17 protein-coding genes are annotated in these 20890 nt (G+C 73.6%); 13 read left to right on the forward strand and 4 right to left on the reverse strand.

All coding sequences use genetic code 11. From position 1 onward, the window contains the following. Positions 1 to 12: 12 nt before the first annotated feature. Positions 13 to 1137, reverse strand: coding sequence for a glycine cleavage system aminomethyltransferase GcvT (gene gcvT / locus OG989_RS30150; protein WP_327029182.1), 1125 nt, complete (start codon positions 1135 to 1137; stop codon positions 13 to 15). A gap of 161 nt (positions 1138 to 1298) precedes the next feature. Between gcvT and OG989_RS30155 the strand changes: the two genes are divergently transcribed. Continuing rightward, positions 1299 to 2870: a leucyl aminopeptidase gene (locus tag OG989_RS30155; RefSeq protein WP_151456449.1), complete on the forward strand. Its 1572-nt coding sequence runs from the start codon at positions 1299 to 1301 to the stop codon at positions 2868 to 2870. 69 nt (positions 2871 to 2939) lie between these two features. Here the strand turns inward: OG989_RS30155 and OG989_RS30160 are convergent, their stop codons facing one another. Next, on the reverse strand, positions 2940 to 3269 hold the full coding sequence (locus tag OG989_RS30160) for a hypothetical protein (protein ID WP_151456448.1): 330 nt from the start codon (positions 3267 to 3269) through the stop codon (positions 2940 to 2942). A 179-nt stretch (positions 3270 to 3448) separates the two neighbouring features. On the opposite strand from OG989_RS30160, the gene lpdA reads away from it, so the two are divergent. From lpdA to OG989_RS30195, 7 genes are all read left to right on the forward strand, one after another. Then, the gene (lpdA, locus tag OG989_RS30165; RefSeq protein WP_151456447.1) at positions 3449 to 4840 is read left to right on the forward strand and encodes a dihydrolipoyl dehydrogenase; all 1392 of its coding nucleotides are present in this window, start codon (positions 3449 to 3451) and stop codon (positions 4838 to 4840) included. A gap of 66 nt (positions 4841 to 4906) precedes the next feature. Beyond that, on the forward strand, positions 4907 to 6718 hold the full coding sequence (gene sucB, locus OG989_RS30170; RefSeq protein WP_327029183.1) for a 2-oxoglutarate dehydrogenase, E2 component, dihydrolipoamide succinyltransferase: 1812 nt from the start codon (positions 4907 to 4909) through the stop codon (positions 6716 to 6718). A 213-nt stretch (positions 6719 to 6931) separates the two neighbouring features. After that, positions 6932 to 8263 (forward strand): low temperature requirement protein A, encoded by a 1332-nt coding sequence (locus OG989_RS30175; RefSeq protein WP_151456445.1) that lies wholly within the window; start codon positions 6932 to 6934, stop codon positions 8261 to 8263. A 226-nt stretch (positions 8264 to 8489) separates the two neighbouring features. Further along, positions 8490 to 8987 (forward strand): hemerythrin domain-containing protein, encoded by a 498-nt coding sequence (locus OG989_RS30180; protein WP_327029184.1) that lies wholly within the window; start codon positions 8490 to 8492, stop codon positions 8985 to 8987. 130 nt (positions 8988 to 9117) lie between these two features. After that, the gene (locus OG989_RS30185; RefSeq protein WP_327029185.1) at positions 9118 to 10035 is read left to right on the forward strand and encodes an LLM class flavin-dependent oxidoreductase; all 918 of its coding nucleotides are present in this window, start codon (positions 9118 to 9120) and stop codon (positions 10033 to 10035) included. Between the two features lie 101 nt (positions 10036 to 10136). Then, positions 10137 to 10652: a M23 family metallopeptidase gene (locus OG989_RS30190; protein ID WP_151456451.1), complete on the forward strand. Its 516-nt coding sequence runs from the start codon at positions 10137 to 10139 to the stop codon at positions 10650 to 10652. Between the two features lie 103 nt (positions 10653 to 10755). Beyond that, positions 10756 to 11658 carry a TIGR01777 family oxidoreductase gene (locus OG989_RS30195; RefSeq protein WP_327029186.1) on the forward strand — a complete coding sequence of 301 codons (903 nt, stop codon included), beginning with the start codon at positions 10756 to 10758 and terminating at the stop codon, positions 11656 to 11658. An 80-nt stretch (positions 11659 to 11738) separates the two neighbouring features. Here OG989_RS30195 and OG989_RS30200 read toward each other — a convergent pair whose 3' ends face one another. Next, the gene (locus tag OG989_RS30200; RefSeq protein WP_327029187.1) at positions 11739 to 12974 is read right to left on the reverse strand and encodes an extracellular catalytic domain type 1 short-chain-length polyhydroxyalkanoate depolymerase; all 1236 of its coding nucleotides are present in this window, start codon (positions 12972 to 12974) and stop codon (positions 11739 to 11741) included. A gap of 161 nt (positions 12975 to 13135) precedes the next feature. Here OG989_RS30200 and OG989_RS30205 point away from each other — a divergent pair, with 161 nt between their 5' ends. The 3 genes from OG989_RS30205 (at position 13136) to OG989_RS30215 (ending at position 16097) form a co-directional block, all read left to right on the forward strand. Further along, positions 13136 to 14956 (forward strand): DUF2079 domain-containing protein, encoded by a 1821-nt coding sequence (locus OG989_RS30205; RefSeq protein ID WP_327029188.1) that lies wholly within the window; start codon positions 13136 to 13138, stop codon positions 14954 to 14956. A 103-nt stretch (positions 14957 to 15059) separates the two neighbouring features. Beyond that, on the forward strand, positions 15060 to 15701 hold the full coding sequence (gene lipB, locus OG989_RS30210; protein WP_327029189.1) for a lipoyl(octanoyl) transferase LipB: 642 nt from the start codon (positions 15060 to 15062) through the stop codon (positions 15699 to 15701). A gap of 3 nt (positions 15702 to 15704) precedes the next feature. Beyond that, a complete protein-coding gene (locus tag OG989_RS30215) occupies positions 15705 to 16097 on the forward strand; it encodes a VOC family protein (RefSeq protein ID WP_327029190.1) in 393 nt (130 codons plus the stop codon). A 156-nt stretch (positions 16098 to 16253) separates the two neighbouring features. Here the strand turns inward: OG989_RS30215 and aspS are convergent, their stop codons facing one another. After that, positions 16254 to 17540, reverse strand: a complete 1287-nt coding sequence (gene aspS, locus OG989_RS30220) for an aspartate--tRNA(Asn) ligase (RefSeq protein WP_327029191.1) — start codon at positions 17538 to 17540, stop codon at positions 16254 to 16256. Positions 17541 to 17979: 439 nt separating this feature from the next. Between aspS and lipA the strand changes: the two genes are divergently transcribed. Together lipA and OG989_RS30230 are read left to right on the forward strand one after the other, a co-directional pair. After that, positions 17980 to 19029 carry a lipoyl synthase gene (gene lipA, locus OG989_RS30225; RefSeq protein ID WP_192581533.1) on the forward strand — a complete coding sequence of 350 codons (1050 nt, stop codon included), beginning with the start codon at positions 17980 to 17982 and terminating at the stop codon, positions 19027 to 19029. A 64-nt stretch (positions 19030 to 19093) separates the two neighbouring features. After that, positions 19094 to 20866 carry a hypothetical protein gene (locus OG989_RS30230; RefSeq protein ID WP_442791894.1) on the forward strand — a complete coding sequence of 591 codons (1773 nt, stop codon included), beginning with the start codon at positions 19094 to 19096 and terminating at the stop codon, positions 20864 to 20866. The last annotated feature ends 24 nt before the right edge of the window (positions 20867 to 20890 follow it).

Here is a 20890-nt window from a genome sequence, read left to right on the forward strand (position 1 = left end):
GGGTGAGGGGGGTCAGCGCACCGAGGGGGTTACGAACGGGGGGCGGGTGACGCGCATCTGGGCGCGGCGGCCGCGGATGTCCACCTCCACCAGGTCGCCGTCGGTCAGCTTCGCGGCGGTGTCGAGGAGGGCGAGGGCGACGCCCTGCTTCTTCGTCGGCGAGAACGTGCCGCTGGTGATCGTGCCGACCTCCGCGTCGCCGGCGTGCACCGTCATGCCGGGGCGCGGGATCGCCCGGTCGACCGCCTCCAGGCCGCGCAGCGTACGCCTCGGGCCGGCGGCCTTCTCCGCGAGCAGCGCGTCGCGGCCCCAGAAGGCCGGCTTGTCCCAGCCGACCGCCCAGCCGGAGCGGCCCTGCACCGGGGTGATCTCCGGCGACAGGTCCTGACCGTGCAGCGGGTAGCCCATCTCGGTGCGCAGGGTGTCCCGGGCGGCCAGCCCACAGGCGCGCAGGTCGGCGTCCGCCGCGAAGAGCGCGTCCCAGACCGCGACCGCGTCGGCCGCCGGCACCACCAGCTCGTAGCCCAGCTCCCCGGTGTAGCCGGTGCGGCACACGGTCAGCTCGACCCCGTCGAGCGTCGCCGTGGAGAAGCTCATGTAGTCGTGCCCGGTCGGCAGGCCCAGCGCGCCGAGCAGCTCCGCCGAGCGCGGGCCCTGCACGGCGAGGACGGCGTACGCCTCGTGCTCGTCGGTGACCGTGACCGACGCCGGGGCGGCGGCGCGCAGCCGGCGCACCACCTCGACGGTGTTCGCGGCGTTCGGGATGAGGAAGACGTGGTCGTCGGCGTGCAGGTAGGCGATGATGTCGTCCACCACGCCGCCGGTGGCGTCGTCGCAGCAGAGGGTGTACTGCGCCCGGCCCGGCCCGATCCGGCCCAGGTCGTTGCTGAGGCAGGCGTTGACGAACTCCGCCGCGCCCGGCCCGGTCACCCGCGCCTTGCCCAGGTGGGAGACGTCGAACACGCCCACTCCGGTCCGCACCGAGGTGTGTTCCTTCAGCACCCCGCCCCCGGCGTACTCCAGCGGCATCTCCCAGCCACCGAACGGGGCGAACTTGGCGCCGCGAGCGGTGTGCCGCTCGTGCAGCGGGGAACGGCGCAGCCGGGTCGCGGCGGCGTCGGAGGTCACGTCGGTCATGGGTGGGAACTTACCGGGAGCTGGGCGGCTGGTTAGCATCGGCGGGACCCGTCGGAGCCGTCGACGGGACAGCCCCGACCTCCGACGGGTACGTTCCGCCGGAGACCTCCATCGCCGGTACGCGACGACGCGACCGGCCCGGCCCGCCCGGAGTAGCTTCAGTGACATCGCCCAGCACCACCCTGAGCCTGGTCGACACCGACCCCGCCGAGCTCGCCGTCGACGCGATCGTGATCGGCCTGCACAGCCAGACCGGCGAGCAGGACGCCACCACCGGCCTGGCCGGAACCCTGCTGCTGGCCAGCGGCGCGGAGAGCATCGCCGCCGCCTTCGACGGCAAGCTGACCGAGACGCTGGCCCTGCTCGGCGCGACCGGCGCCCCCGGCGAGGTGATCAAGCTGGCCACGCTGGGCACCGTGACCGCCCCGGTGGTCGCCGCCGTCGGGCTCGGCCCGGAGCCGACCGGCGCCGCCCCTGCCCCAGAGACCCTGCGCCGGGCCGCCGGCGGGGCCGTACGGGCGCTCGCGGGCGCGCCGCGGGTGGCGCTCGCGCTGCCGCTGCCGGACGACGCCGACGCGCCTGCGGCGCTGCGCGCGGTGGCGGAGGGCGCGCTGCTCGGCGGCTACCGCTTCGCCGGCTACAAGACCCGGCCGCAGCCGTCCCGGCGGGAGCCGGTGGCCGAGGTGCTGGTCGCCGTGCCGGACGCCGGTGACGCCGGTGCTCAGGCCGAGATCGCCCGCGCCCAGGTGGTGTGCGGCGCGGTCCGGCGCAGCCGGGACTGGGTCAACACCGCCCCGAACGAGCTGCGCCCGCCGTCCTTCGCCGACTCGGTGGCGGACTCCGCCCGGGAGGCCGGCCTGACGGTCGAGGTGCTCGACGAGGCGGCCCTGGCCGCCGGCGGGTACGGCGGCATCATCGCCGTCGGGCAGGGCTCGGAGGCCCCGCCGCGGCTGGTGAAGCTGACCTACACCCCGGCCGGCGGCGGCAACGGCAAGCGGGTGGCGCTCGTCGGCAAGGGCATCACCTTCGACACCGGCGGCATCTCGATCAAGCCGGCGCAGGGCATGTGGGAGATGAAGTCCGACATGGGAGGCGCCGCGGCGGTGGCCGCGACCATGCTGGCGGTCGCCGCGCTCAAGCCGTCGGTGGCCGTGACGGCGTACCTGCCGATGGCGGAGAACATGCCGTCCGGGCGGTCGTACCGGCCGGGTGACGTGATCAGCATGTACAACGGCAAGAAGGTGGAGGTGCTCAACACCGACGCCGAGGGCCGGATGATCCTGGCCGACGCGATGGCGCGGGCCTGCGAGGACGGCTGCGACTACCTCTTCGAGACCTCCACCCTCACGGGCGGGCAGGTGGTCGCGCTGGGCAAGCGGATCGCCGGCGTGATGGGCAGCCCCGAGCTGTGCGAGCGGGTCCGCACCGCCGGCGACGCGGTCGGCGAGCCGGCCTGGCCGATGCCGCTGCCGGACGACGTGCGCAAGGGCATGGACTCCGACGTCGCCGACATCTCCCAGGTCAACGCCGGCATGGACCGGGCGGGGCACATGCTCCAGGGCGGGGTGTTCCTGCGGGAGTTCGTCAGCGCCGACGTCGACTGGGCACACATCGACATCGCGGGCCCGAGCTACCACTCGGGCGAGGCGACCGGCTACTGGACCAAGGGCGGCACGGGCGTGCCGGTCCGCACGCTCGTCCAGCTGGTGGAGGACGTCGCCGCCAACGGCTGACGTACGCGAAGGAGGGCCCCTCGTCGAACGAGGGGCCCTCCTTGCGTTCTCACCCGGCCGGGCGCCGGCTCAATACAGCTCGGGGCGGCGCTTGCGGCGCTCGTTGTAGTCGCGCATCCGCTGCGGGTAGCCCATCAGCCGCACGTCGTAGACCGGGATGCCCATCCGGTACGCGAAGCGGCGGGCGCCGTCGGGGCCGTCGATGCGGCGGCGGGTCCACTCCCCGTCGTCGGCGATCAGCATGACCGTGGTCTCGGTGACGGTGGTCCGCGGCTCGATGTAGGCCTCGACCCCGCGCCGGCTGCGGACGAAGCCCTCCAGGTGCTCCAGATCGGCGCGGTCGGCGGCCCGGTCGAGGCTGACCGCCCGCGTCTTCTTGCGTCGCCGGAACAGTCCCACCGAGCGTCTCCCCCTCAGTCCGTCATCGAAGCCAGGGCCAAGCGTACGTGTCACGGACGTGTCGTTGGGCACCTCACTACGCGGGCGGCGGGCGGTGGTGACAAGATGACCGAGGTGGGGTGTGCCCGTTGTTGCCCCGCCGTGACCCCCGAAGCAGTGACGCGACCTGGGAGTTGAACGTGAGCGAGCCGAACGACGCAACCTTCGACATCGTCATCCTCGGAGGTGGCAGCGGCGGCTACGCGACCGCCCTGCGCGCCGTCCAGCTGGGCCTGAAGGTCGCGCTGGTCGAGAAGGGCAAGCTCGGCGGCACCTGCCTGCACAACGGTTGCATCCCGACCAAGGCGCTGCTGCACGCGGCCGAGATCGCCGACCAGACCCGCGAGTCGGAGCAGTTCGGCGTGAAGGCCGAGCTGGTCGGCATCGACATGGCGGGGGTCAACGCCTACAAGGACGGCGTGATCTCCCGGCTCTACAAGGGCCTGCAGGGCATGCTCAAGGGCAACAAGTCGATCACCATCGTCGAGGGCCACGGCAAGCTGGTCGGCAAGAACGTCGTCGAGGTCGACGGCAAGCGCTACACCGGCCGCAACATCGTGCTGGCCTCCGGTTCGTACGCCAAGAGCCTGCCCGGCCTGGAGGTCGACGGCGAGCGGGTCATCACCAGCGACCACGCGCTCACCCTCGACCGGGTCCCGGCCTCGGCGATCGTGCTCGGTGGTGGCGTGATCGGCGTCGAGTTCGCCAGCGTGTGGAAGTCCTTCGGGGTGGACGTCACGATCGTCGAGGCGCTCCCCCGGCTGGTCGCGGCCGAGGACGAGGAGTCCTCGAAGGCGCTGGAGCGGGCGTTCCGCAAGCGGAAGATCAACTTCAAGGTCGGCAAGCCGTTCGAGAAGGTCGAGAAGACCGACAAGGGCGTCAAGGTCAGCATCGCCGGCGGTGACACCGTCGAGGCGGAGCTGCTGCTGGTCGCCGTCGGCCGCGGCCCGAACACCGCCGACCTCGGCTACGAGGAGCAGGGCGTCAAGATGGACCGCGGCTACGTGCTGACCGACGAGCGGCTGCGCACCAGCGTGCCGAACGTCTACGCCGTCGGCGACATCGTGCCCGGCCTCCAGCTCGCCCACCGGGGCTTCCAGCAGGGCATCTTCGTCGCCGAGGAGATCGCCGGGCAGAACCCGGCCGTCATCGACGAGGTCGGCATCCCCCGCGTCACCTACTCCGACCCGGAGCTGGCGTCGGTCGGCCTGACCGAGGCGAAGGCCAAGGAGCAGTACGGCGCCGACAAGGTCAAGACCTACAACTACAACCTGGGCGGCAACGGCAAGAGCCAGATCCTCAAGACGGCCGGCTTCGTCAAGCTCGTCCGGGTGGAGGACGGCCCCGTCGTCGGCGTGCACATGGTCGGCGCCCGGGTCGGCGAGATGGTCGGCGAGGCGCAGCTCATCTACAACTGGGAGGCGTACCCGGCCGAGGTGGCGCAGCTCGTGCACGCCCACCCGACGCAGAACGAGGCCCTGGGCGAGGCGCACCTGGCGCTCGCCGGCAAGCCGCTGCACGCACACGCCTGATCACGACAACCGCGGCGTCCGGCGACGGGCGATGATCCCACCAGGGGAATGAAGGAGTCTTTGAAGATGCCGGTATCGGTCACCATGCCCCGGCTCGGTGAGAGCGTCACCGAGGGCACCGTCACGCGCTGGCTCAAGCAGGAGGGCGACACCGTCGAGGTCGACGAGCCCCTGCTCGAGGTGTCGACCGACAAGGTCGACACCGAGATCCCGTCCCCGGCGGCGGGCGTGCTGAGCCGGATCGTGGTCGGCGAGGACGAGACCGCCGAGGTCGGCAGCGAGCTGGCCGTGATCGCGGGCGAGGGCGAGTCCACCGGCGGCGGCGAGACCGCCCCGCAGCAGGAGGAGCCGGCCGAGGAGGCCGCCGAGGCCGCCGAGGAGCCGCAGGCCGAGGCGGAGCAGCCGGCCGTCGAGGAGCCGGAGACCCAGGCGCAGGCCGCGCCGGCGCCGTCGGGCGAGGGCACCCCGGTCAAGATGCCGGCCCTGGGCGAGAGCGTCACCGAGGGCACTGTCACCCGCTGGCTCAAGCAGGTCGGCGACACCGTCGAGGTGGACGAGCCCCTGCTGGAGGTCTCCACCGACAAGGTCGACACCGAGATCCCGTCGCCGGTGGCCGGCACGGTCCTGGAGATCAAGGTTCCCGAGGACGAGACCGCCGCGGTCGGCGCCGACCTGGCCGTGATCGGCGCCGCCGGCGCCGCCCCGGCCGAGGCGAAGCCGGAGCCGAAGCCCGAGCCCAAGGCGGAGGCCAAGCCCGAGCCGAAGGCCGAGGCCAAGCCGGAGCCCAAGGCTGAGGAGCCGACCCCGGGCATGTCGTACAACGAGCCGTCGGCGGAGGCCGAGACCTCGGCGCAGCCCGCGCAGGCCGAGCAGAAGGCCGTGCCGTCGGCCCCGGCCCAGCAGCGCCCGTCGGCGCCCGCCCAGGGCGGCGAGGAGGCCGCCGGCTACGTGACCCCGCTGGTGCGCAAGCTGGCCAGCGAGCACGGCGTCGACCTCTCCTCGGTCAACGGCACCGGCGTCGGTGGCCGGATCCGCAAGCAGGACGTGCTGGAGGCGGCGGAGAAGGCGAAGGCCGCCAAGGCTGCGCCGGCCCCGGCGCAGCAGCCCGCCGCGGCTGCCCCGGCCAAGCCGGCCGCCAAGCCGCAGCCGAGCGCCAAGCGCGGCAGCACCGAGAAGCTCCCCCGGATCCGCGCGACGATCGCCAAGCGGATGCAGCAGTCGCTGCACGAGATGGCGCAGCTGACCACCGTGGTCGAGGTGGACGTCACCAAGGTCGCCAAGCTGCGGGCGCAGGCCAAGGAGTCGTTCCAGCAGCGGCACGGCGTCAAGCTGTCGTTCCTGCCGTTCTTCGCCCTCGCGGCGGTCGAGGCGCTGCAGGCGTACCCGATCGTCAACGCCAGCATGGACCTCGACGCCGGCACGATCACCTACCCGGACTCGGAGAACCTCGGCATCGCCGTGGACACCGAGCGGGGCCTGATGGTGCCGGTGATCCACGGCGCAGGCGACCTGAACCTGGGTGGCATCGCCAAGCGGATCGCCGACCTGGCCGAGCGCACCCGGACCAACAAGATCAGCCCGGACGAGATCGCCGGGGCGACCTTCACGCTGACCAACACCGGCAGCCGGGGCGCCCTCTTCGACACCCCGATCGTGCCGTCGCCGCAGTCGGCGATGCTCGGCACGGGTGCCGTGGTCAAGCGTCCGGTCGTCGTCAACGACCCGGAGCTGGGCGAGGTCATCGCCGTCCGGTCGATGGTCTACCTGGCCCTGTCGTACGACCACCGGCTGATCGACGGCGCGGACGCCGCCCGCTTCCTGGTCGCGGTCAAGGAGCGGCTGGAGTCGGGCAACTTCGAGGCCGAGCTCGGCCTGTAGTTCCCGCCCGACGGCACGAAGGGCGCCCCGGTCACCGACCGGGGCGCCCTTTCGCCGTCCGGCCGCCCGGCCTGCGCGCCGTCTGGTTCCCCGCCGCCCGACCGGCCCGCCGTCCGGCCGCCCGTCGCCTGGTTCGCCCGCCGCCCGGCCCGCGCGCCGCCGGGCTGGCGCGATTCCGGCCCGGCCGGGACAGGGCGCTGCCAGAGTGGTTGGGTGGGTGTCATCCGGTGGCGCGAGCGGCTGGGACCGGCCGTCTCGATCGCCCCCGGCGCCCGGGTCGACCGGTTCGAGGTCTTCTTCGACCTGGTCTTCGTCTTCTCGTTCTTCATCATCACCCGGACCACCGCCGCCAACATCTCCGGTTGGTCGCTCGTGCACGCCATGCTCGTGCTGGCCGTGCTCTGGTGGTGCTGGGTGGTGCACTGCGTGGTCGCCACCCGGGTCCGGCTCGGTGAGGGCTTCGTCCCCGTGCTGATGGTCATCGGCATGGCCGCGCTGTTCTGCTTCGCGCTCTCCCTCCCCCAGGCGTTCAGCGACGCGACCGACGTGGCCGCCGGGCCGATGGTCGTAGCGCTCAGCTACGTGGTGATCAGGGGTGTGCACCTGGCGCTGTACTGGCACGTCGCGCAGGAGAGACCCGGGGAGCGGCGGCTGCTGCTGAAGTACTCCCCGGAGGTCACGATCAGCACCATGCTGCTCACGGCCGCCGCGCTGATCCCGCCCCAGATCGAGGACCCGGACCGGGCGGCGATGCTGCGCGACGGCCTGTGGGTCAGCGTCGTCCTGCTCCAGTACGGCATGGGCCTGGTCGCCGGCGCCTGGGGCTGGATGGTGACCTCCGCCGAGCACTGGACGGAGCGGTACGACCTCATCCTGATCATCGCCCTGGGCGAGTCGGTCATCTCCGTCGGCGTCGGCAGCAACCTGCTCGGCCAGCCGCCCACGTGGCCGGCGGTCGCCGCGGCGGTGCTCGGCATCTTCTTCACGGCCGCGCTGTGGTGGGCGCACTACGACGTGATCGCACCGGCCGCCCGGATAGCCCTGCACGCGGCCGAGGGCCGGCCCCGGGTCTCGATGGCCCGCGACGCGTACGCCTACATGTACCTGCCGATGATCGCCGGAATCATCCTGTTCGCCCTCGGCGCCGAGGAGATCGTGCACCAGGTCGCCGATCCGGACACGCCCGTCGGGGACCCCACGATCGGCCCCGGTGTCCTGCTGCTGTTCGGCGGGGTCGCCTGCTACCTGTGCGCGAACATGCTGTTCCAGTGGCGCACCCTGCGTACCGTCTCGTGGACCAGGGTCGGTGCCGTGCTCCTCCTGGCCGCCACCGTTCCCGTCGGCCAACGGCTGCCGGGGCTGGCCGCCCTCGCCCTGCTCACCACGATCTGCGTCGGGCTGGTGGCCGTCGAGGCGGTGGTCATGGCGGACTCCCGGCGCGCCCTGCGCGAGATGGTCTTCGAGGAGAAGACCACCCACGAGGCGCACGAGGCCGCCTGGCGCGCCCGCTGGCGCGAGCCCACCCCGGACGAGCCGTCGACCTGACACCTGGGCACCGGAGCACCCGGATGTCATCCCTCGGCCCACGGCGCCGGGTAGCACCTCGTAGCACGCTCGTCAGGATTACGCCGTGGTCACCATCCGGCCCGTCCGTCGGCCCTGACGGGGCACGTGGCCTCGCGCCTGCTGTCGTAGGCTGGCCACAGCGTCGCGGTGCACCCGGCAAGGAGACCGCCGAGGGCATGGAGGCGCGGGACCGCATGGGAAACACATGCCTCCGTTCACGCCCGACGAGCGCCTGCGGGCCTTCGGCAACCAACTGATCGAGATCCACCTCTGGCTCCGCGAGGAGCTCGCCCGCCTGCGCGACGGCGTGGGCGACCCCGGCGTACGGCCGAGGGACCTGCGGACCCACTGCCTGGCCTTCTGCGCGGCGCTGACCCGGCACCACACCGGCGAGGACGCCGGGGCGTTCCGGGTGCTGGCCGAGCAGGTGCCCGAACTGGTCCCCGTGCTGCGCGAGCTTGAGGCCGACCATCACATCGTGGCCGAGGCCCTGCACCGGGTCGAGGAGCTGGCCGACGCCACCGCGCCGCCGCACGAGGTGCGGGCCGAGCTGGACACCCTCGCCGCGCTGCTCGAGACGCACTTCGTCTACGAGGAGAAGAAGCTCGTCGGCGCGCTCAACGCGCTGACAGCCGGCAGCACCAAGGGGCTCCTCGGGGTGCCCCTCCCGCCGCTCGACCGTGACCCTGGACCGGTCCACTGACCCGTACCCGGGCGAGCGCGCCGGCGGCACCACGGGGTCCACGCGACGTTCGGCCCGGCCCGGGTCTGCCGGTAGCAGAATCGCCGCGGTCGGGCTTTGTCGGCGGGCCCGGGCCCGGCAGGGTGGGCGCATGGCGATCTTCTCTCTCCAGGCGGTCCCGTCCGACGGCCCGGGCTGGCTGGACCTGGCCCGGCGGGCCGAGGCAGCCGGCTTCGACACCCTGTTCACCGCCGACCATCCGGGTTCGGCGGCGTCCCCCTTCGTCTCGCTGGCCGCCGCGGCGGCGGTGACCTCGACGATCGGCCTGGGCTCGTACGTCTCCAACGCCGGCGTCCGCGAGCCGATGCTGCTCGCCTCGGACGTGGCCTCCCTCGACCTGTTGTCGGGCGGGCGGGCCCGGTTCGGCCTCGGCGCCGGCCACACCCCCGCCGAGTGGCGCGCGGTCGGCCGGGAGCGCCCCGACGTCGCCGGGCGGGTACGCCGCTGCCTGGCCGTGGCCGAGGCCGTCCGCGCCCTGCTCGACGGCGAGGAGGTCACCGTCGACTCCCCCGACCTGGTCCTGCGGGGCGCGCGGCTGGAGGCCCCGCGCCCGGTGCAGCGGCGGATCCCGTTCACCCTCGGCACGGCGAACTCGGCGATGCTGCGCTGGGCCGGCGCGCACGCCGACGTGGTCGGGCTGTCCGGCCTGGGGCGCACGCTGCCTGACGGTCACCGGCACGACGTGCGCTGGCGCGAGGCGGACATCGAGGCGCAACTGGCCTGCGTCGCCGCCGGGGCGGAAGGGCGGGCCGAGCCACCGGTGCTGGAATCGCTCGTGCAGCACGTCGCCGTCACCGACGACGCCGAGGCCGCCGCCGCGCCGACCGCCGAACGGATCGGGCTGAGCGTCGCCGAGCTGCTCGCGACGCCGTTCGTGCTCATCGGCACCGAGGACGAGATCGTCGCGGCAGTCGCCGCACACCGGCGTCGCTGGGGCGTCACCCGCTTCGTCGTACGCGAGGACGCACTCGACCCGCTCACGCCGGTGCTGGCCCGCCTCGCCGCCTGAGCGACGCATCGACGGCAATCGGGGCGGGGACGCTTCCGGTCATCGAAACTTTCTGACATCATCCGGCAGATAGATCGAAGGTTATGACCATGGAGGTTCGGATGCGTACCCGCCTGACGAGTTCCCTCAGCGTCGCCCTGCTGGCGACCGCCGCCTTCCTGGTGCCGGCGTCGCCCGCCGCCGCCGCGCCGTCGTTCCGCACACCCTTCCCGTGCAACCAGACGTGGTCCGGCCAGACCCGCACCGCCCACAGCCCGCAGTACGCGATCGACTTCAACCGGACCGACGACCACGGCGATCCGGTCAAGGCCAGCGCCCCGGGCACGGTGGACGTCGTCGCCAACCTCGGCGACACCAGCTACGGGCGGTACGTGCGGATCAACCACGGCAACGGGTACACCACCTACTACGCCCACCTCAGCGGATTCAACGTCTCGGTCGGCCAGTCCGTCGGCTACAGCACCACCATCGGGTACGTGGGCAACAGCGGCGGCTCCTCCGGCTCGCACCTGCACTACGAGCAGCGCCTGAACGGCAGCGACATCAAGGTGCGCTTCAGCGGCAACCTGGCGCTCTACTTCGGGACGCAGAACTACACGCGTACCGCCGGCTGCTGATCCGGCGCGACGCCGCCGGCCGGCCGGTCGGCGGCGTCGCCCCGGTACGGTGCGCGCCCGCCACAGCGCATCCGATCCGCCGTCCGTACCCGAAGATGGGAGCATGCGGATCCTCATGGCCGGCGCGTCCGGCTTCCTCGGCACCCGGCTGGTCGACCGGCTCACGGCGGAAGGCCACCAGGTCACCCGGCTGGTCCGCCGGCCGCCGCGCACCGCCGACGAGCGGCAGTGGAACCCGTCCGCCGCGCAGCTCGACCCGGCGGTGGTGGCGGAGGCGGACGCGGTCGTCAACCTGGCCGGCGCGGGCGTGGGCGACAAGCGGTGGAACGACGGGTACCGGCAGCTGATCCGGTCCAGCCGGGTCGACACCACCACCACGCTGGCGATCACCATCGCCGGCCTGCCCGAAGCCGACCGGCCGAGGACACTGCTGAACTCCTCGGCGGTCGGCTGGTACGGCAACACCGGCGACCGGGCGGTCGAGGAGGACGCCCCGGCGGGCGAGGGCTTCCTGGCCGACGTCTGCCGGGTCTGGGAGGCCGCGACCCGGCCGGCCGAGGACGCGGGCGTACGCGTCGTGCGGCTGCGCATCGGGCTGCCGCTGCACCGCGACGGCGGGCTGCTCAAGCCGCAACTGCTGCCCTTCCGGCTGGGCATCGCCGGGCGGCTCGGCAGCGGCCGGCAGTGGCTGCCATGGATCTCCATGGCGGACTGGCTGGACGCCGCGCGGTTCGTGCTGGACCGCGACGACCTGGTGGGGCCGGTCAACCTGGTCGGGCCGGCCCCGGTGACCAACGCCGAGTTCACCCGGGAGCTGGCCCGGCAGCTGCGCCGGCCGGCGATCGTCCCGATCCCGGCGCTGGCGTTGAAGGTGGTGCTGGGCGGCTTCGCCCACGAGGCGCTGACCAGCACCCGCGTCCTCCCGGGCGTGCTCACCGGGGCCGGCTTCACCTACCGCCACCCCACTTTGGCCGCCGCCCTGCACGCGGCCCTCACCGCCCCCTGAGCCGGTCGACCATGAAGTTGTCGTCACGCCGCGCGGGGCGGGGTGACGACAACTTCATGATCGGCGCGTCGGGAGCGGGATCAGCAGCCGATCACCCAGTGGTTGGGGCCGGTCTGCTTGAGGGTGCTGGTGTAGAAGGTGTTGTAGAGGCCCATCCGCTGGTTCGAGCCGTTGGCGTAGGCGTAGCCGCCGGACTGGTAGGCACGACCGGCGGCGACGTGCGCGTAGTTGCTGGCCGTGACGCAGGTCGGCGCCGTGGTCGGGCTGGCGGTCGGGGAGGCGGTGGGGCTCGCGGTCGGGGACGCGGTGGGGCTCGCCGTCGGCGTCGGGGTGGGGTTCGTCCCGCCGTTCAGGCCGAAGAAGACCGCGTCGTGGTACGCCGAGCAGATGGTGTCGAGCATGTACGCGGCGGCGGTGCCGCACTGCTCGGCACCCGGGCCCGGGTCGACCGGGGTGCCGTGACCCATGCCGGAGACCCGGTAGACGCGCACGTCGTTGTTGCCGTACACCTCCAGGCTGGTGTTGGCGGGCAGCGACGCGGTGCTGGTGGGGGTCTGCGAGACGCCCCGGACGTTGGTCCACTGGTCGCGCAGCTCGGTGGCGTTGGCCGGCACGACGGTGGAGTCCGACGTGCCGTGCCAGATGGCGACCCGGGGGCGCGGGCCGGTGTGCCCGGGGTACGCGGCCCGGACCACGTTGCCCCACTCCTGCGGGGTCTTGTTCACCCCGCTGTACTGGCAGGTGCTGGTGGAGGCGGGCGGCGAGCAGCGGTACGGCAGGCCGGCGACGACCGAGCCGGCGGCGAAGACGTCCGGGTAGGTGGCCAGCATGACCGCGCTCATTCCCCCGCCGGCGGAGAGGCCGCTGACGAACACCCGGCGGGCGTCGGTGCCGTAGTTGTTCCGCGCGTGGTCGACCATCTGCCTGATCGACAGGGCCTCGCCGGAGCCTCGGGTGATGTCCTGCTCGACGAACCAGTTGAAGCAGCTCAGCGGCTGGTTGGCGCTGGACTGCTGCGGCACGATCAGGGTGAACTTCCACTGGTCGGCGAACTTCTGCCAGCCGGAGTTGGCGAAGTAGCCGGCCGCGTTCTGGGTGCAGCCGTGCAGCAGCACGACGGCCGGGGCGCCCGCCGGCAGGTTGTCCGGCCGGTACGCGTACATGGCGAGGTTGCCCGGGTTGGAGCCGAAGTTGGTGACCTGGGTGAGGGTGGCGGCCTGGGCGGGGGCGGCGACGGTCGCCACCGCGGCGGCGGCGAGGACCATCCCGGCGACCGCGCCGGTCAGCCGGGAAAGCAGGGACGGGGAGCGACGCACGGGGCCTCCTGGGGACGGGGTGTGAACTGGGTCACCCGCGAATTGCCGCGACGTTACGTCGATACGTCGATGTTGTGACATGGGGCACGGTCACACATTCCGCGCCCGAAGGATGTGCGTCCTGACCGGCGTGCCCCGGTGCGGTTGGTAACGTCCGCTGCGTGCCGACCTCCCCGTCCCTGGCGCCTTCGCCGGCCTCGCCGCCCCGCGTCGTCCGCCACCGGCGGGCCGACCTGATCGTGGCGCTGGTCGCGCTGGCGCTCGCCGTCTGGGTGACCAGCGGGCTGTGGCAGGACCCGAACGCCCGCGCCATCACGGTCAACTCCAGCGACCAGGCGCTCTTCGAGTGGCTGCTGGCCTTCGGCGGCCACGCGGTGACCCACGGCGACGACCCGCTCTTCACCTACCTGGTCAACGTCCCCGACGGGGTGAACCTCGCGGTCAACACCTCGATCACCGTGTACGCGGTGGTCTTCGCGCCGCTGACGTACCTGATCGGGCCGCCGGCCACGTTCCTGGTGATCCTCACCCTCAACCTGGCCGCCACCGCGTTCGCCTGGTACTGGCTGCTCTCCCGGCACCTGGTCCGCAGCCCGCTCGCCGCCGCCGTCGGTGGGCTGTTCATCGGCTTCTCCCCCGGCATGGTCTCGCACGCCAACGCGCACCTGAACTGGACGGCGGGCTGGCTGGTGCCGCTGCTGATCTGGCGGACCTTCGCGCTGCGCGGCTCCCGGCACCCGCTGCGCGACGGCGCGATCCTCGGCCTGCTCGTCGCCGTCGCCTTCTCCATCGCCGCCGAGGGGCTCTTCTTCACGGCGCTGGCCCTCGGCGTCTTCGTCGCCGTCTGGGCACTGCACCCGGCCCGCCGCGCCGAGGCCCGCGCGGCGCTGCCGACCTTCCTGCGCGGCCTCGGCGTGACCGCCGTCGTCGCGGGCGTGCTGCTGGCGTACCCGCTGTGGCTGCACTTCGCCGGCCCGCAGCGCTTCCACGGCACCGGCTTCGACGCGGTCATCCACTCCGAGGACGTCGTCGCCTACGGGGCGTACCCGCGCCGCTCGCTGGCCGGGGAGGTGGGCCTGGGTACCCGGCTGGCGCCGAACCCGACCGAGGAGAACTCGTTCTTCGGCATCGGGCTGCTGCTGCTCACCGTCGCCTGCTTCGTGGCGCTGTGGCGCCGGGCCGACGCGGCCCGCCGGGCGACTCTCTGGGCGCTGGGCGTGACCGCCGTCGTGTTCACCGTGCTCTCCTTCGGCCCCGAGGCCAAGATCGACGGCCGCCGTACGGACCTGCCGATGCCGTTCGACCTGCTCGGGCACCTGCCGGTGGTGAACGCCGCCCTGCCCGCCCGGCTGGCGCTGGTCGTGGCGCCGGTGATCGGGGTGCTGCTCGCGTACGCCGTCGACCAGCTCCGCGCCGATCCGCCCCGGCGCCGCCGGACGCGGCTGGCCTGGTGGGCGGGGTTCGCGCTGGCGCTGCTGCCGCTGGTGCCGACGCCGCTGCTGACCATCGAACGCGAGCCGATCCCGCGCTTCATCACCGCCGGGACGTGGCGGGAGTACGTCTCCCCCGGCGGGGTGCTGACCCCGGTGCCGCTGACCCTCGACGTCTACCCCGACGGCCAGCGCTGGCAGGCGTACGCGCTGGCGCACCGGCAGGGCGAGTTCGCCATCCCCTCCGGTTTCTTCCTCGGCCCCGGCGGCCCGGACGGGCGGGGACGGATCGGCCCGCCGCCGCGCCCGTTCAGCGCGCTGGTGGACCAGGCCGGCCGGACCGGGCTGGTGCCGATCATCACGGAGGGCAGCCTCCAGGAGGTCCGCGCCGACCTGCGGCACTGGCGGGTCGAGACGATCGTGCTGCCCGACGAGGTGCACGGGGCGAAGTGGCCGGTCGACGAGGAGGCCGTCCGGCGTACGGTGACCTCGCTGCTCGGCCCGCCCGAGCGGGTGGACGACGTGTGGCTGTGGCGGGTCCCGCAGGGCTGAGCCGTCGCCCCGGCCGATCGCGGGCAGCCGGCCCCGCCGCCGGGTCCCGCCGTGAGCCGCGTCACCGCTGGTGACCGGCCGGTACGGGTCTAGGCTTGGCGGCGTGACCACGACGACCTCCGGCCTCACGGCCGTCCGCGCCGGTGTCCTCGACTACCAGGCCGCCTGGGACGAGCAGCGCCGGCTGCACGAGTCGGTGGTGGCCGGCGAGCGCGGCGACACCGTGCTGCTGCTGGAGCACCCGAGCGTCTACACCGCCGGCAAGCGCACGGAGCCGTGGGACCGCCCCATGGACGGCACCCCCGTCGTCGACGTGGACCGGGGCGGCAAGATCACCTGGCACGGCCCGGGGCAGCTGGTCGGCTACCCCATCGTGCGGCTGCCCGACCCGGTCGACGTGGTCGCCTACGTCCGCCGCACCGAGCAGCTGCTGATCGACGTCTGCGCCGAGTTCGGGCTGACCGCCGGCCGGGTCGAGGGGCGCAGCGGGGTCTGGGTGCCCGAGGACGACCGGGGCCCGGCGCGCAAGGTGGCGGCCATCGGCATCCGGGTCGCCCGCGGGGTGACCCTGCATGGCTTCTCCATCAACTGCGACTGCGACCTGGGTCACTTCGACCGGATCGTGCCCTGCGGCATCCGCGACGCCGGGGTCACCTCGCTCACCGCCGAGCTGGGCCGCCCGGTGTCCGTGGCCGACGTACTGCCGGTAGTGGAGCGCCACCTCCCCACCCTCGTCACGGCCTGACGGGTGCGGATCGACCTGGTCACGATCGTCGTGGCCGAGTACGACCCGGCCATCGAGTTCTTCACCGGGGTGCTCGGCTTCGAGCTGGTGGAGGACTCCCCGTCGCTCACCAACGACGGCCGGCCGAAGCGCTGGGTCGTCGTCCGCCCGCCCGGCGCGCAGACCGGGCTGCTGCTGGCCCGCGCCGACGGCGACCGGCAGGCTCGATCGGTCGGGGACCAGGTCGCCGGCCGGGTCGGCTTCTTCCTCCAGGTCGACGACTTCGACGCCGTCCACCGGCGGATGGTCGAGGCGGGCGTCGAGTTCGTGAAGCCCCCGCGCACGGAACCGTACGGCCGGGTCGCCGTCTTCCGCGACATAGCCGGCAACCCCTGGGACCTCCTCGGCCCACCCTGAACACCCCCGCCCCTCCCCGCCCCCGCCCCGCCCCGTCCCGCCCCGCCCCGCCCCGCCCCGTTGATCATGAAGTTGTTGTCACGACACGCCGATGCCGACGACAACAACTTCATGATCAACGCGGGCCAGGGGGAGGGAGGGGGCGGCCGGGGGGTGCTATGGGGTTAGGCGGTGGAGGTCGCGGGGGAAGGCGGTGACCTCTCGGACGTTGGTTGCGCCCGTGAGGCGGGCCACGAAGCGTTCCAGGCCGATGGCGAAGCCGCCGTGCGGGGGCATGCCGTGCCGGAACGCGTCCACGTAGCCGGCGTACGGCTCGACCGGCTCGCCCCGGGCGGCGAGCGCCGCCAGGTAGTCGGCGTGCCGGTGCAGCCGCTGCCCGCCCGTCACCAGCTCCAGTCCCCGAAAGAGCAGGTCGAACCCGTTGGAGTACGCGGGCCGCGCCGGGTCCGGGTGGGTGTAGAAGGGCCGCTTCGCCATCGGGTAGCCGGTGACGAAGAGGAACTCCGAGCCGTGCTCCCGCCGCGCCCACTCGCCCAGCGCCCGCTCGTGCGCCGGGGCGAGGTCCGGCTCGTCGGCCGGCGCGCCGGCGATCCTGAGCGCCTCGGTGAAGTGCACGGCGGGGATCTCGGCCGGCACGTCCGGGGCCGACACCCCGAGAGTGGCGAGCGCGCCCCCGGCCCGCTCCCGTACCGCGTCGAGCATCCCGGCCACGGTGTGCCGCAGCACGGCCATGACGTCCCGGTGGTCGGCGACGAAGCCCAGCTCGGCGTCGAGCGAGGTGTACTGCGCCAGGTGCCGGACGGTGTCGTGCGGCTCGGCCCGGAACACCGGCCCCACCTCGTAGACGCGCTCGAAGACGCCGACCATGAGCTGCTTGTAGAACTGCGGCGACTGCGCCAGGTACGCGGGCCGGCCGAACCAGTCGAGCGCGAAGACGTTCGCCCCGCTCTCGGTGGACGAGCCGACGACCTTCGGCGTGTGGATCTCCACGAAGTCGCGGGTGTCGAGCGTGGCCCGGAACCCGGCCACCGCCGCCGCCGAGACGCGCAGCGCCGCCGCCCGGGTCGGGTGGCGCAGCGCGACGGGCGCGTGGTCGAGCTGGGTGGGCAGGCTCGCGGTGAGCGCCGGCCGGTACAGGTCGAACGGCGGCGGTACGGCGGGCGGGCCGAGCGGTCGTACCGTCGGCGCGGTCAGCTCGACCCCGGCGGGCGCGGTCGGGTTCGCGACCACCGTGCCGGTGACCTCGACGACCGTCTCCTCGGTGAGTGCCTCCACCTCGACGCGCACGGTCGGGTCGGTGACCACCACCTGGGTCAGGCCGGCGGCGTCCCGGACGATCAGGAAGGCCACCGACTTGAGCAGCCGGCGGCGGTGCACCCAGCCCGCGATCCGGACGGGTACGCCGACATGGGCGGAGAGTTGGCGGGACAGGACACGTTGCATGGCAGGGCTGCCTCTCGGTCGATCGCGACGCCTGCCAGCGGGGTGGCGGGCGTCGCCCCAACCCCGTCAGGTGTGGGCGAGCGGGAAACCTCGCGGTGCCACCACACCTTCGCCCCCGCGGACGGGGGCCTCGTTCGTCGCCTTTTCACCGGGGCCAACCGGGCGGGCTCTACTGGGCTCTGCGTGTGGAAGGGGCCCTTCCTCCACCGGAGGCGTTGAGAAGGTGCCCTTCCTTGCATGCCGTTCTTCCCGCAGCTCGGGAGGGTCTTCGCGGGCCCGGTGCCAGACCGCCTCGCAGCAACCGGCGGCTCTCTTCAACTGGCGGGTCGGGGCGCTACTCGGCTCCGTCACAGCTCTGGCGGGCACGCTAGCACCCCCGCCGAGGCTCCTGTGACTGGTTTTTCCCGGCCCCGGTGTCCGGCGTCACAAGACTCCCGGGGTGACGCCGGTCGCCCGAACTACATCGACGGCGGCCGTCGGGCGTAGGCTCGGTTTTGTGACGATCGAGCACTCCGCGCCGACGACCGGCCAGGCAGCGCGCACGACGACGCCCGCCCCCGAGGGGCGGCGCCTCCTGCGGATCGAGGCGCGCAACGCCGAGACGCCGATCGAGCGCAAACCGCCGTGGATCAAGGTCAAGGCCAAGATGGGGCCGGAGTACACCCAGCTGCGCGGGCTCGTCTCGCGCGAAGGGCTGCACACCGTCTGCCAGGAGGCCGGCTGCCCCAACATCTACGAGTGCTGGGAGGACCGGGAGGCCACCTTCCTCATCGGTGGCGACCAGTGCACCCGACGCTGCGACTTCTGCCAGATCGACACCGGCAAGCCGGCCGAGTTCGACGCCGACGAGCCGCGCCGCGTCGCCGAGTCGGTGGTCTCGATGGGCCTGCGCTACGCGACCATCACCGGGGTGGCCCGCGACGACCTGCCCGACGGCGGCGCCTGGCTCTACGCCGAGACCGTCCGGCAGATCCACGCCCTCCAGCCGGGCTGCGGCGTCGAGCTGCTGATCCCCGACTTCAACGCGGTCCCCGAGCAGCTCGCCGAGGTCTTCGGCGCCCGGCCGGAGGTGCTCGCCCACAACGTGGAGACCGTGCCGCGGATCTTCAAGCGGATCCGGCCGGCCTTCCGCTACGAGCGGTCGCTGGACGTGATCCGGCAGGCCCGCGCCGACGGGCTGGTCACCAAGTCCAACCTGATCCTGGGCATGGGCGAGGAGCGCGCCGAGGTCTCCCAGGCGCTGCGCGACCTGCACGAGGCCGGCTGCGAGCTGATCACCATCACGCAGTACCTGCGCCCCACCCCCCGGCACCACCCCGTCACCCGCTGGGTCAAGCCGGAGGAGTTCGTCGAGCTGCGCGAGGAGGCCGAGGAGATCGGCTTCGCGGGCGTGATGAGCGGGCCGCTGGTGCGCTCGTCGTACCGCGCCGGGCGGCTCTACCGGCAGGCGCTCGAGGCCCGCGAGGGCCTTCCGGTCACCGCCGGCTGACCACCCCGGCGACGCGCCGGCACCGTTCGACCACGGGCCGGCGGCAAACTGCCATGATCGGCTCATGACGGTCGGCGTACGCCAGCGGTGGCGTGACTCGCGTCCCGCGCTCCCGCCCGACCGGCGGCGCGTGCTGCCGACCGTCCTCGCCGTGCTCGCCGTCGTGGCCGGGACCGGCTACCGCCTCGGTCTCCTGCTGCACGACGCCCCGCCGACCAACAGCGACGAGGCCACCATGGGCCTGGCCGCACTGCACATCTCCCGCGGGCAGGAGTTCCCCGTCTGGTTCTACGGCCAGGCGTACATGGGCACGCTGGAGGCCTACCTGGCCGCGCCGGTGTTCGCGCTGGTCGGCCCGTCGACGCTCGGGCTGCGCCTGCCCACCCTCGCCCTGTACGCGGTCTTCGTCGTGCTCGCCTGGCGGCTGACGCTGCGGCTGACCGGGGACCACTGGTTCGCCCTGCTCGTCGTGGTGCTGCTGGCGCTCGGCTCGGACCGGGTGGTGAAGAACCAGCTCATCGCCGGGGGCGGCTACCCGGAGATGAACGCGGCCGGGGTGGCGCTCGCCGTGCTGGCGTACGACCTGGCGGCCGGCCGCCCCGGACGCCGACTGCCGCGCTGGGCGGGGTGGGGATTCCTGGCCGGGCTGATGCTCTGGGTGGACCCGCTGGTGCTGCCGTACGTGGCCGCGACCGGCGCGGTGCTCCTCGCGTACGGCCGGCGCGAGCTGCGCGGCCGGGCCGGGGTGCTGCTCGGTGCCGCCGCGCTCGTCGGGGCCGGGCCGCTGCTGGTGCACAGCCTGGCGGCGGGGCGCAATCCGATCGCGGCGGTGCTCGCCGCCGGTGGCTCCGGGCAGCCCGCCGGCTGGGCCGACCGGCTGCACGGCGGGCTGGTGCTCGGCCCGCCGCTGGGCATGGGCTTCTGCTCCCCGAGCCACTGCACGCCCGGCCAGTCGTGGTGGGCGGTCGCCCTCCCGCTGCTGCTCCTCGCGGCCGCCCTTTCGGCCTGGCGCACGCTGCGCCCACCCGTCGCAGATCTTGGACAGTTGCCGTCAGCTCTGAACGGCAACTGTCCAAGATCCATCGTGGCGGCGGGCGGGGCGGTCCGGCTCGCCCTGGTGGTCGCGGCCGTCGGGACGCTCGCCCTGTACACGGCCAGCAGCGCTGCGGGCCGCACGCCGGTGGAAAGCTCCCGGTACCTGTCCTGCCTGCTCATCTCCGTTCCGGCCCTGCTCTGGCCGCTCTGGTCGGCCGCCCGCCGCGCACTCCGACCGGTCACGGACGGCACGGTCACGGCCGGCACGGACACGGCGGGGCCAGGCCTGGCCGGAACGGTCACGGCCGGGGCAGACATTGCCGGAGCGGACGGTGTCCGGACACGCGGTGGCGCGGGGGCCGGGGCGCGGTGGCGGGGCATGACGGGCATCGCGGCGGCCATGGTGCTCGCGGCGACGCTGGGCACCGCCGCCGTGGCCACCGGCGGCGCGGTCGACGCCGCGCCGGCAGCCCGCGCCGCCGAGGCCCGGCACGCCGGACTGGTCGCCGCGCTACGCCAGCGGGGCGTCCGGCACGTGTACGGCGGCTACTGGACCTGCAACCGGCTCACCTTCGCCACCCGCGAGGACGTGCTCTGCGCGGTCGTCGACGACGACCTGCGCCCGGGACACGACCGGTACCTGCCGTACCGCCGGGCGGTGCGGCAGGCGGCGGCGCCGGGCTGGATCGCGCCGGCCGGCTCACCGCTGGCGGCCCGCCTGGACGAGCGCCGGCGCACCGATCCGGCCGCGCTCGACCTGGTCACCGTCCCCGGCTGGCGGATCTACCTGCCCCGCCCCTGACCGGCTCCTTCGCTCCTGGTCCCA

It is taken from the genome of Micromonospora sp. NBC_01740, from assembly GCF_035920365.1.
Taxonomy (GTDB): Bacteria; Actinomycetota; Actinomycetes; order Mycobacteriales; family Micromonosporaceae; genus Micromonospora; species Micromonospora reichwaldensis.

Excerpts from the sequence above, each read along its gene's own strand:
- sucB (WP_327029183.1), top strand. The coding sequence starts at position 4,907 with ATGCCGGTATCGGTCACCATGCCCCGGCTCGGTGAGAGCGTCACCGAG.
- OG989_RS30185 (WP_327029185.1), top strand. The coding sequence starts at position 9,118 with ATGGCGATCTTCTCTCTCCAGGCGGTCCCGTCCGACGGCCCGGGCTGG.
- OG989_RS30230 (WP_442791894.1), top strand. The coding sequence starts at position 19,094 with ATGACGGTCGGCGTACGCCAGCGGTGGCGTGACTCGCGTCCCGCGCTC.
- gcvT (WP_327029182.1), bottom strand. The coding sequence starts at position 1,137 with ATGACCGACGTGACCTCCGACGCCGCCGCGACCCGGCTGCGCCGTTCC.
- OG989_RS30190 (WP_151456451.1), top strand. The coding sequence starts at position 10,137 with ATGCGTACCCGCCTGACGAGTTCCCTCAGCGTCGCCCTGCTGGCGACC.
- OG989_RS30195 (WP_327029186.1), top strand. The coding sequence starts at position 10,756 with ATGCGGATCCTCATGGCCGGCGCGTCCGGCTTCCTCGGCACCCGGCTG.
- OG989_RS30180 (WP_327029184.1), top strand. The coding sequence starts at position 8,490 with ATGCCTCCGTTCACGCCCGACGAGCGCCTGCGGGCCTTCGGCAACCAA.
- aspS (WP_327029191.1), bottom strand. The coding sequence starts at position 17,540 with ATGCAACGTGTCCTGTCCCGCCAACTCTCCGCCCATGTCGGCGTACCC.